Genomic DNA, 12,176 nt, shown 5'->3' on the forward strand with positions numbered 1-12,176 from the left:
CTTCTCAGGCTAACGTGAGGTAAATCGCCTGAGTTGAGCCTGCGTAATACCTGGGCAAAACCTGGTTGATCCCGATCGGATTTCCCTCTGGATACTGTATGAAAGTGACCGGTTTAATTGCAGCAAGAAAAACTAAAATGTCTGGATGAAGTCTGATTCGACTGTTAAAATTTGTTAAATTAAAGCGTTTCTGTTAATGCTTCGTTAATTTTGAATATTCAATATGAAGAAAAGAAGCCTTTGGTTAATCACCGGCCTTATGACCATAGCTTTGCTTGGGGTGTTTGTAATGCAGTTGTATTATATAAGGGAGGCTTATAATCTTAAATCTCAGCTTTTTGAACAGGATGTTAATCAAGCACTTAATAGTGTGGTTAATAAAGTTCAGAAACGAACTGCGGCCCTTTATATTAACAAAAGAGATAAGCAATTAGAGCGAGATCGTGAGGCTGATGTACGTAATCAGGCTGAATTGCTGGTCGAATTTAAAGAACACTTTAAAGATCAGGAACAAAAGCGATTGCTTGAGCAACGTAAATTAATCGTTGCTGACTTAAATCAGAATGATTTAGAGATTAAAAAATCATATCGCGATCCAATATTAATTACAGAAGCAGAATACCTTGCTGCATCTGATTTGAATAATCCTTTAAAATCACCTATACATTTAGATGTGAATGTTAGGCTAGATGCATACGGAAACTTTCTTGGAGAGCAACGCAAATCAATCTTTATTCCACAGGAAACAAATTCGTTTATAATTGCTTCCAACCAGTTGCCGGATACAATTAGGTATCATGCACTGAACCCCGTAACGGAAAAAAGTGTACTGATTAGCGTGCCAACAGTAAGCGATGAACTTGCACGTAAATTTCAGCTCGAAAATAACCTTGCTAAAAGGAAATATGAAGATGGAATGGCAAGACTGATGTCGGACACTATTCCTTTAAAGAGTGAGTCAGATATTTTTAGTCAGGTTAAGGATGTTGCCCAGGAAATGAGGGAGGCTAATGTACCCTTAAGTAAAATGATCTCGAAAGAGAGCCTGGATACATTGATTCAAAAGGAACTTTTGAATAGAAACATTACCCTGAATTACGATTTTTGGGTAAGTCTTGCAGAAAAGGACTCACTGGTATATATAAAAGCGGTAAACAACATCAACAATGCGCTGCCTAAAAATACATTTAAAGCTACTCTTTATAATTATGTAATTAGAGATCCCGGAATGCTATACATTAGCTTCCCTGATAAAAATTCTTTAATTCTGAGTAATATGTGGGCCACTATGGCTTCATCAGCAGCTTTACTGTTTGTGCTGATCTTCATTTTTGCTTATACCATTTATGCAATCATGAAACAGAAAAAGATTTCTGAAATGAAAACAGATTTCATTAACAACATGACCCATGAATTTAAGACGCCGGTGGCCACAATTATGATTGCCAGCGAGGCCCTCAAAGACCCGGAGATTGTTGAGGATAAGGCTAGGATCAGTAGATTGGCAGGGATCATATACGATGAAAATGTTCGCCTCGGTAATCACATTGAGCGTGTTTTAAGTATCGCCAGATTAGAGAAAAAAGAACTGAAGCTGGAAGAAAATGAGGTTAATCTTAATGATGTAATTGCTGCGGTTGTAGATAGCATGGGACTACAGTTACAAAAGAGAAATGCAATAGTTAACTTAAATCTTAATGCCGAAAACTCTACTATTTATGGAGATGAACTACATCTTTCTAATGTGATTTATAACTTAGTAGATAACGCAAATAAGTATAGCGGAGAAATCCCTAAAATAAATATTAGTACAAGAAATACTGCCAAAAATCTGATTATAGAAATCTCAGACGAAGGTATAGGAATGACTAAAGATCAAACCAAACGTATTTTTGATCAGTTTTACAGAGTTCCAACGGGTAACCTGCACGATGTAAAAGGCTTTGGCCTTGGATTAAATTATGTGCAGGATATAGTTAACCAGATGGGTGGGACAATAAAGGTGCATAGTGAAAAGGATAAGGGAACTGTATTTGAAATAAGCTTAGCATTAAACCATAATTAACGACACACACATGAAAAGAATTTTATTGGTAGAGGACGATCCGAATTTGGGGCTTCTCTTACAGGATTACCTCCAGCTTAAGGGCAAATTTGACGTTGTTCTGTGTGTTGATGGCGATGAAGGATTAAAAGCTTTTACAAAGCAGGATTTCGATTTGTGTATACTTGATGTGATGATGCCTAAAAAGGATGGATTTACACTAGGTAAAGAAATTAGAAAGATCAATCAGGATGTGCCTATTATTTTTGCCACAGCTAAAGCTATGATGGAAGATAAGGCATCAGCCTATGATCTTGGCGGCGATGATTACATTACTAAGCCTTTTAGAATTGAAGAGCTTTTATTAAGAATAAATGCCTTATTAAAAAGGGTAGCTGTAAAGGACACGCCTGAGCCTGGTAGTGCCCAAACGTTATTTCAAATTGGTGATTATACTTTTGATTATACCACTCAGCTGATAGATTATAAAGGTCAACAGCAAAAACTCTCTACTAAAGAGGCTGAATTGCTTCAGCTGTTATGCTTAAAAAAGAATGCTGTTCTTACCAGAGAGGAAGCCTTATTAAGTATTTGGCATGATGACAATTACTTTAATGGCCGCAGTATGGATGTGTTTTTAAGTAAGTTAAGAAAATACCTTAGGGAAGACCCTAAGGTAGAGATTCTTAATGTTCATGGTAAGGGGTATAAACTGCTTGTAAATTAAAGAAGAAAAGTTATTAAAGCAGAAAGGCTTTTAAAGCATATTGAGCATAATCTCCCCAATCTTTAAGAGCCGCGTTAATCGTTTCTCTTAAGGTTTTATTGTTTGAGGCTTTGCCTTTGACAGGAACCTTTAGCTCATTTGCAGTTACAGGTTTGTCTGTTACTGTTTTTGCAAACCAGGTTATGTTTTCGTGAGGTAAGGCAACACCAAGGATCATCCCTGGTAAGCCTGTAAATGACTCGGGACCTCCTGATACAGGAATTTTATCAGTGTAAAATGCTACTACATAAATAGAATCGAGAATAATAGCATTCGCTCTGCGGCACTCATAGCCTGCTATTGTACGCATTTCGCTGGTTATTTTCCAATTTATCTTTCTTGTAGTGTCTTTTACCAAAAAGGTTTCTTCGTAAACTTTTTTCTGAGTGGTAAACATGCCCGACGCAAGATCAGTATAGGTTACGTTGCATTGTTCGGTTGCAGGATCGCTAAAGAAATATCCTCTTGAGGCATTTTCGTCGGCTATAGGGGTATATAAAGTTTTATCCTTTGAAAAAGCTAACGTGCTTTTTAATACTTTGAATTGAGGTTGATTCTTTCTGTAAGCATCGTAAGCATCTTGCATATAGCTGCTCGAGCTCTTTTCTACTCGTTTCTTCATGATGGCAAACATGTTCGCGCTTTTCTCAAATTCTATTACGCCATCGGTAGCAAATCTTACATTCTGTGCAAACAGGCTGCTTATATTAAATAGTAAGCAAACGCTGAATATTATAAGTTTCTGTTTCATATTCTTATTTTTTAGGAGCTGAACCGCCCATTTTATTAAAATCCCAACTAAGTGTGCACATAAAATACCTTTGTATAGTTGTGTAACTGTTTTGAGTAACCATGTTGCCATTTGCATACCTGCTAAAGCCTACATTCTGGTTAAGTAAATCGTTTCCGGAAAGTGAAACTCTTAAGTTTTCTTGCTTAAAGAATTTCTTAGATATAGAAGCATTCCAGATGAAACGTTCCAAATCCTGAGAAAAGGTTTGAGTTTTTGCAGTAAACTGATAATCTGCATCTGAGCCAATCTGTATTTTACCAGGCAGATATACGTTAAAGCTCGCATCGCCCTGAAATCCCCATCCTTTATTGTTACTTCTGGTTTGCAAAGAAGATGTGATGATGTTATAACTTGGACCACCCGAAATTCGGAAATCATATTTCTTTTCTTTGTATTTGGAAATGTTCAGTCCGCCAGAATAGCTGTAAGATTTACTGGTGTTTAGTTCAGTTCTAACCGTGTCACTCACTTGTGTGTAGTTTACACTTCCGTTTGTACGAAGGTTAAGGCCTACGTTCATGTCTAAAGCTTTAATTTTCTTGTTCGTGCCAAAGTTAAAGTTGTAGTTGTAAGGGCTTTTGTCGTGCAGGTTTATAGATTGATAAAAGTTTTTACCCTGACCATCAGTTGTAGTATGGTTTATAATGGCATTTGTTGTAAACGAATATCCACCATTAATATATACGTATTGATCGCTTAATACCTTGTAAGAGTTGTAGTATAGGTTTATACTGCTTCTAAAAGATGGTTTTAAATTTGGGTTACCGATACTTTCATTTAATGGATCGGTATTTACCCTTACCGGTTGGATCTGATCTATACTAGGTTGGCTTGTATTACCGTAATAACCCAGGTATATCGATTTTTGCTGAGAAAACCTATATTGATAAGACACTTGAGGATTCCAGTTCATGAAATTTCTCTTAAAGGTTTTGTTCGTATAAGCGTCAAACTGTCTAAAGCTTACAGTACTTACCTTGGTGCCTAAGTTTATTGTTGACTTATCTTTCTTAAAGTTGAATGTTGCCCCACCTTGGTTTGAGAGTTGATCCAAATCAAAGTCGTTACTGAACTGTCTATCTAGTATGTCATACTCACCGGATGCTCCTTTATTAAAAGATTTGCGATCAGAATTGCTGTTGTTGATTCCAAGGCCATAGCTTAACACGAGAGACAACGCTTTAGAAAGTGGCTCTGTATAGGTCATGTTGGTGTTAAATGCCGAATTACTGGTTTTGTTGGTTTTATATTGATTAACCAATAATGTGCTGTCTAAAACTCCCTGGATATCAAAAAACTCACTTTTTGAATCCAGATAACCTTTTGTGTCATCTTCATTTACTGCCTGTTTAACATTTACAGATAGTGTTCTTCCTTTTTTCTTAAGTTTTTTGGTCCAGAAGGCGCTTGCATTAAACAATTGCTGATTGCCATCGTTATTTAATGACCTCATGCCTGTGTTTTGTCGGGTATTATCCCCTCTTAAACTTGCTGAAATATTGTCTTCTCTTGTTTTGCTGTTTTTCAATGTTCCATCAATCATTAACTTTAATGTTGATGTTGAATCCATTTTTATAGTATAGGTTACATCAGCTTTTTGTCTGAACATTAGATTATCAAAAGTCTGATTAGAGCTACTGTTTATTAGTCCACCCGGAAGGTTGTTTTGAGTCAGATTTTCTCTCGTCCCTTCTACGCCGATTGAGCCTATTTTGTAGTTTGAGTTAATAGCATGTTTATCGCTATTCCATTTGTTTTCGTAATGCAATCCTCCGCTATGAGCAGTAGGGATACCCTGGCCATTGTATTGGCCGTCCCATGATTCGAAATCATCATTGCCCCCGGAAAAGAACATCATTCCGCCGTCATCAGAAAACTCCATGCTACTGCCTCCGTATTTATCTCTGTCGCCCCAGCCTAATCCGGTTTGACCAGTATTGCCGGTAATGCCATAGGCGGAAAACTTCTGCTTGCCTTTAAATGCATTAAACATAGCCTGCCCTTTATAGAATTTGTCGGTGCCTATGCCGCCTTCAACTTTTCCGAAGTAGCCGTTCTTCTTGTCTTCTTTTAATTTGATGTTAATTGTTTTGTTTTTTTCTCCATCATCAATTCCGGTAAATGCGGCCTGATCACTTTTCTTATCATAAAGCTGCACTTTATCGACCATATCGGCGCGAAGGTTTTTAGTTACAAGGGTAGGGTCATCGCCAAAAAACTCTTCACCATCTACCAATACTTTATTTACTGTTTGCCCTTGGGCTGTGATTTTTCCATCTTTATCGACCTGTATGCCGGGTAGTTGTTTTAGTAAGTCTTCTACTTTTGAATTGGGTTGTATGGCATAGCTGCCTGCATTAAATTCTGTGGTATCGCCCTTTATTTTAATTGCGGCGACTTTCCCTTTGATGATGACGCCTTCTAAAAGGGTAGCTTTAAGGATTACATTTATGTTTCCGAAATCTTTACTTGACTTGGCAGAGTCTAGGTCGAAATCCTCAATATAATCGGCATAACCGGGGTACGTTACCATGAGGATAAATTTACCCGACTTTAAGTTGTTTAAAGCAAAGGTTCCTTCGGGAGTAGCTCGGGTGTACTTTACAAGGGTTGAATCTTTTTGGTTTAATACGGTTATTGTGGTATTAACCATTTTGTAGGTAGCAGCGGTATCTACTACAGCCCCTTTTATGGAATAGGGGTTTTGTGCAAACAATAACATCGAGCTAAATACCAGCAGGAGTGTTAGAGAGGTTAGTTTCATAGCATGAATTTTGGTCAGCACAAGATATAACTAAAACTTTAGTAATTAAATTACGGAATTGTTAAAGTTTGTTAAACAATGTTAAAATGTTGATTGTAACGCATTTTTTACCGATTAGGTTTAAGTTGTAGTTCTTGTTAACTTTGGCCCATGTCGAATTCTGAGAGTGCTAATCCTGCAGAACTTGCCGCAAGGTTTGTCAATTATACTTCTAAACATATATTCCTAACCGGAAAGGCGGGAACAGGTAAAACCACATTTCTGCGGAAGTTAATTGAGCTTACCCATAAAAAAGCTGTTATTGCTGCACCTACAGGTATTGCTGCAATAAATGCTGCGGGAGTTACTATACATTCTTTGTTTCAGTTGCCTTTTGGAACCTATTTGCCAAAACAACCTGATGCCGATGGAGATCATTACAATCAACAGTACAACACACCAAAATCTATTGTAAGGCATTTAAATATGACTGCCGCAAAGCGTAAGGTGATTACTGATATGGAACTGCTGATTATTGATGAGGTAAGTATGCTGCGCGCAGATTTGCTGGATGCAATAGACATGATTTTGCGTTACATCAGAAAAAATAACTCCGCGAGTTTTGGCGGGGTGCAAGTTTTGTTTATTGGTGATTTGCATCAGTTGCCGCCAGTGGTAAAATCTAACGAATGGAATTTACTAGGGCAGTTTTATAAAAGTGCTTATTTCTTTGACGCTCTTGCATTGCAAAGTAGTCCGCCGATATACATAGAGCTTGAAAAGATTTACAGGCAAGCAGATGAAGTTTTCATAAATCTGCTTAATAATTTAAGGAATAATACGGTAACGGCTCAGGATGTGGCTTTGTTGGAGAGGTATTATAAAGCAGATTTTAAGCCATCAATAAATGATAAATACATCACTTTAACTACTCATAATAATAAGGCTGATACGTTGAATAAACAAAGTCTTGAGGAATTAAAGGCCGCCTCGTATTTATATGTTGCTAAAATTGAAGATGATTTTAGTGAGTACTCATACCCAGCAGAGCATATTTTGGAGCTTAAGGTGGGTGCCCAGGTAATGTTCATTAAAAATGATCCTACCGGAGAACAGCGTTTCTTTAATGGTAAAATAGCGGTTGTTACATCATTAAAAACAGACCAGATTGAGGTACAGGCGGAGGGGAGTAGAGAGAAAATCATTCTGGAGAAGTATACCTGGAAAAATATAAAGTATACTACTGATAAGGTTACAGGCGAAATACATGAGGATTTGGCCGGTACTTTTACTCAGTACCCTCTAAAACTGGCTTGGGCGATTACAGTGCACAAGAGTCAGGGTTTAACTTTTGAAAAGGCGATCATAGATATTGGAAATGCATTTGCACCGGGACAAATTTATGTGGCACTTTCGCGTCTTAGGTCATTAGATGGTTTGATACTTACTTCTTTGATTTCAGGATCTGGCATCCGACAGGATCAAAATGTTACTTTCTTCTCCAGAAATAAGCAAGAGCCCGCTCGCTTGGAAGCTCAGATTAAAGAGGAGAGTGATATGTTCTTGCGTAACTATCTGTTGCAGTGTTTCGATTTGAATCCGCTTGATAACTATGTGTACGATCATGTACATTCTTATACTAAGGACATCAATAAATCTGCTAAGCAAAAGCACCATAAATGGGCTGCGCAGCTGTTAAAAGATCTGAGTGAGGTGAAAGCTCATGCAAATAAGTTTTTGGGGCAAATACAGCGCTTGTCGCAGGTTAAAACTGAGGATGGGTTATCTGCATTGCTAGAACGGACTGCTGCCGCCGAGAACTATTTTAATCCATTGTTATCTGGATTCTCTAAACGAATCTTTGAGCGGATGGAATTGGTAAAGCAGGATAAACAAGTTATTGCCTTTTTAACAGAGCTATTAGAGATGGAAGCCTTGTTTTATGAGCAAGTAAAGAAGATCAGTAAAGCAACGGCTTTGTTGAAGGCTACCATAGATGGGGTAGAATTTACTAAAAAGGATGTTAACGAACTGATTGATCAGGCTAAGCGTGCATCTCAAATGGAAAAGGTATTTGCTATGACAGGTACACTTGATTTTACAGAGAAGAAATCTAAAACGACTAAAGCAAAATCGGGCAGCAGTAAAGCTAAAGTTGAAAAAGCGCCTAAAGTTGATACTAAAGAGCTGTCGCTTGTGTTGCTAAAAGAAGGTAAAACAATAGCAGAGATAGCTTCTGAACGTAAAATGGTAATAGGTACTATTGAAGGTCATCTGGCCTATTATGTTGCTAAGCAAGAAATCTCAGCAAAAGATATCATTGGCTCGAAAAAACTGGATAAGATATTGGATGCTATAACAGAATTAAAGACGCTACAGATGAATCCAATAAGAGAATACTTAGGTAGAGATTATTCTTTTGGGGAAATTAAGATTGCTGTTGCGGCTCATCTTGCAGAGAGATAGTATTTGTTAAATACTAATCTCTCCTTCGAAAACTTGTTTAGCTGGTCCACATAAGAATACGTTGGTAAACTGTTTGCCATCGTAGTCGAACTGGATTTTAAGGTCTCCGCCCAGTACTTTAATAGGGGTTTCTATGTGTCCGCTTTGATGATTGTGTTGAGCCATTGAAAGTGCAACGGCGGTTACTCCGGTTCCACATGCATAAGTTTCATCTTCTACGCCTCTTTCGAAAGTACGTACGAACAAGTGATCACCTTTGTCCTCTACAAAGTTCACATTGATCCCTTCTTTTTTATAGGTCTCGTTATTTCTAATGGCTTTGCCATTCTGATAGACATCGTAGTCCTTTAAATTTTGCATTTCTGCTACGTAATGGGGAGAGCCTGTATTTAGAACATAAGCATCACCATCTTTATTAATGGTATCTATATCGATCATTTGAAGGTCTACCCAAGTGCCTTCTTCTGAAATTTTGGCATAGTGCGGGCCGTCAACTGCCAAAAAATCAGTCTCTTGGTCAATTATACCCAGGTGTTTGGCAAATGCTACAATGCATCGGCCTCCGTTGCCACACATACTTCCAAGGTTGCCATCAGCATTAAAATAAAGCATCTCAAAATCATAGTCAGCATGGTTCTGTAAAAGCATTAAACCGTCTGCTCCAATGCCAAAACGCCTGTTACATAGTTGTAAAACAGCATTGTTATCCGTATATTTAAAGGAAAGATCCCGATTGTCAATCAGAATGAAATCGTTACCTGCGCCTTGGTATTTGAAGAAGTGAGTGTTCATCTTTAATGGGTGATATTCATTTAACATTTTTTAACAGTATTCGTGACTTATTACAGATGCAAATATCGTTGATATGGTACTAAATTTGATTAAATCAATGAAAAGAAAAGCATTTGTAAGCAAATATGAGAATCGTATGAGTTTATAATAAAAGATAAAATTAAACAATATATAAATGAAAAGAATAGGATTAATAGTGTTGGCTGCATTTATAGGTGGTGCGGCTGCAATTGGCGGTTATAAATTATTTGAGCCAAGGACTGCTCAATTATCGTTTCAAGATCAGCAAAAAGTACTTTTTGCAAGTAATTCAAAGGTGTCTTCAGCAGGGTCAGTTGATTTTGTTGAGGCGGCGGCGGCAGTTTCGCCTGCTGTAGTACACATCAGAACTTCATACTCGGCATCTAATGGAGATTCATCTCCAATGGATATGTTTGATCAATTATTTGGTGGTGGCGGTGGCAGAAGAATGCAACGTGCACCTCAGGCAGCTTCGGGTTCTGGAGTAATATTAACTTCGGATGGGTATATCGTAACGAATAACCACGTGGTTGATAATGCAGATAAAATTGAAGTTGTTTTGTCGGACAGACGTAAGGTGAGTGCGAAAGTGATTGGTAAAGATCCAAATACTGATCTGGCCCTTATTAAAGTAGATGCTACAGATCTTCCTGTGATAAAAATGGGAAATTCTGACAACGTTCAGGTTGGTGAATGGGTATTGGCTGTAGGGTTCCCGCTAGATTTGCAAACAACTGTTACGGCAGGTATTGTAAGTGCGAAATCTCGTAGCATTGGTATTTTAGCAAAAAATCAGAATCAACCGACTCAAGAAGAGTATGAAGAATACCAAAGAACAGGTAAGGTGCCTGATCGTACTAATACCAGTATAGAATCTTTCATTCAGACTGATGCTGCTATTAACCCAGGTAACAGCGGTGGTGCATTGGTAAATGCAAACGGAGAATTAATTGGTATTAATGCCGCTATTGCATCGCAAACAGGTACTAATGTTGGTTATGGCTTTGCTATTCCGATTAACCTTGCGAAAAAGATTCTTGATGACTTCAGAAAGTATGGTGAAGTTAGACGTGGCTACATTGGAGTAACGTTTGCACCGCTAGATGCAGATATGGCTGAGAAATTTCAGGTTAAAGAAAATACCGGGCTTTATATTACCGGTGTACTTCCAAACAGTGGAGCTGCAGCTGCAGGTTTACAAAAAGGAGATATCATTAAAAAAGTTGAGGGAGCTGTGATTTACGACTCACCAGATTTGCAAGAGAAAATTGGACGTTTGAGTCCTGGTGATAAAGTTCAGCTTACTTATTTAAGAAACGGCTCAGAAAAAAGCACATCTATTACCTTGAAAGGGGATGATGTGAAGAAAGTTTCACCAACGTTAGCTGCTAGCGGAAAACCAACAGGGGCTACAATTAGTAAACTAGGAGCTTCGTTTATACCTGCTCCTTCGGAATTGAAAGCTAAGTATGGCGTTAAAAATGGCGTTGTTGTTACTAATATTCAAACAGGTAAGCTGTTTGATTCTGTAGATGTGCCTAATGGAATGTTGATCACAACAGTGAATGGTAAGTCGGTAAACAATGCTAAAGACGTAGAAGACGCATTGCCATCATCTAAAAATGGTATGACTACCATTTCAGGTGTTGGACCGAATGGAAATTATACATTCAGCTTCTAATCGCATTTTTCTATAATTGGAACGGGGGACAACGAAAGTTGTTCCCCGTTTTTCATTTATCATAATATTGTAATATTAGAATGTTTCTAAATAGCCGATTTGTCCTTGAAATTAACCAATTAATTCTTTTATTAAATACTTTTGCACTACAGAACTAAAATATAATTCTAATGGCTAGTTTCGGAAACGCTTTTTCCTCATCTATAGGAAAAAAATTAATAATGGGTATCACCGGCCTGTTCCTTATCTCATTCCTTGTCGTGCATTGTTTCATCAATGCTTTGATAATTGTTAATGACGGTGGCTTAACCTTTAACATGGGAGCACATTTTATGGGTACTAACTGGATAATCCGCGCAATGGAAGTTGTGTTGTTTGCCGGTTTACTTGCTCACATTGTTCAAGGATTTAGGCTTGTTTTTCAAAATCGTGCAGCAAGACCTGAAAGGTATGCGGTAAATAACGGTTCAGCTAACAGTAAATGGTACTCTCGCTCAATGGGCTTGTTAGGTACTTTATTGTTGATCTTCCTTATTGTTCACATCTCTAAATTCTGGGTAATGTCTCGTTTTACAGGTATTCCTACAGTAGATGCGAATGGAAATCATGATTTGTTTGCTGTAATGGTAGAGACATTTAAAGATCCTTTGTTGGTATTACTTTATGTATTAGCAATGGTTTCATTGGCTTATCACTTATTACACGGTTTTTCTTCTGCATTTCAGACTTTAGGCTGGAACCACAAGAAATATACTCCGCTTATCAAAGGATTCGGCTTTTGGTTTTCTATCATTATTCCTTTGCTTTTTGCATTGATGCCCATTGTGATGTACCTGGGTTGTATTAAATAATTTTTGATCTTAACTTTAA

The 12,176-nt window shown here is 37.7% G+C and carries 8 protein-coding genes; 5 read left to right on the forward strand and 3 right to left on the reverse strand.

The features are described 5' to 3' along the window. Positions 1-223: 223 nt before the first annotated feature. Together HQN83_RS08195 and HQN83_RS08200 are read left to right on the forward strand one after the other, a co-directional pair. Entirely contained in the window at positions 224-2,065 is a 1,842-nt protein-coding gene (locus HQN83_RS08195) for a sensor histidine kinase (protein WP_173089854.1), read from the forward strand. Between the two features lie 10 nt (positions 2,066-2,075). After that, positions 2,076-2,771 (forward strand): response regulator transcription factor, encoded by a 696-nt coding sequence (locus tag HQN83_RS08200; protein ID WP_173089855.1) that lies wholly within the window; start codon positions 2,076-2,078, stop codon positions 2,769-2,771. A 13-nt stretch (positions 2,772-2,784) separates the two neighbouring features. Here the strand turns inward: HQN83_RS08200 and HQN83_RS08205 are convergent, their stop codons facing one another. Continuing rightward, on the reverse strand, positions 2,785-3,561 hold the full coding sequence (locus tag HQN83_RS08205) for a GLPGLI family protein (RefSeq protein WP_173089856.1): 777 nt from the start codon (positions 3,559-3,561) through the stop codon (positions 2,785-2,787). Positions 3,562-3,565: 4 nt separating this feature from the next. Continuing rightward, positions 3,566-6,367, reverse strand: coding sequence for an outer membrane beta-barrel family protein (locus HQN83_RS08210; protein ID WP_173089857.1), 2,802 nt, complete (start codon positions 6,365-6,367; stop codon positions 3,566-3,568). Between the two features lie 150 nt (positions 6,368-6,517). On the opposite strand from HQN83_RS08210, the gene HQN83_RS08215 reads away from it, so the two are divergent. After that, complete coding sequence (locus tag HQN83_RS08215; RefSeq protein WP_173089858.1) at positions 6,518-8,812, forward strand: helix-turn-helix domain-containing protein; 2,295 nt, start codon at positions 6,518-6,520, stop codon at positions 8,810-8,812. A 6-nt stretch (positions 8,813-8,818) separates the two neighbouring features. Here the strand turns inward: HQN83_RS08215 and dapF are convergent, their stop codons facing one another. Continuing rightward, positions 8,819-9,604 (reverse strand): diaminopimelate epimerase, encoded by a 786-nt coding sequence (gene dapF, locus HQN83_RS08220; protein WP_173090145.1) that lies wholly within the window; start codon positions 9,602-9,604, stop codon positions 8,819-8,821. A 175-nt stretch (positions 9,605-9,779) separates the two neighbouring features. Here dapF and HQN83_RS08225 point away from each other — a divergent pair, with 175 nt between their 5' ends. Both HQN83_RS08225 and HQN83_RS08230 read left to right on the forward strand, forming a co-directional pair. Then, positions 9,780-11,306, forward strand: a complete 1,527-nt coding sequence (locus HQN83_RS08225) for a Do family serine endopeptidase (protein WP_173089859.1) — start codon at positions 9,780-9,782, stop codon at positions 11,304-11,306. Positions 11,307-11,476: 170 nt separating this feature from the next. Further along, positions 11,477-12,157, forward strand: coding sequence for a succinate dehydrogenase cytochrome b subunit (locus HQN83_RS08230; protein ID WP_173089860.1), 681 nt, complete (start codon positions 11,477-11,479; stop codon positions 12,155-12,157). The last annotated feature ends 19 nt before the right edge of the window (positions 12,158-12,176 follow it).

The sequence above is a fragment of the Pedobacter foliorum genome (assembly GCF_013266735.1).
In the GTDB taxonomy this organism is placed as follows: domain Bacteria; phylum Bacteroidota; class Bacteroidia; order Sphingobacteriales; family Sphingobacteriaceae; genus Pedobacter; species Pedobacter foliorum.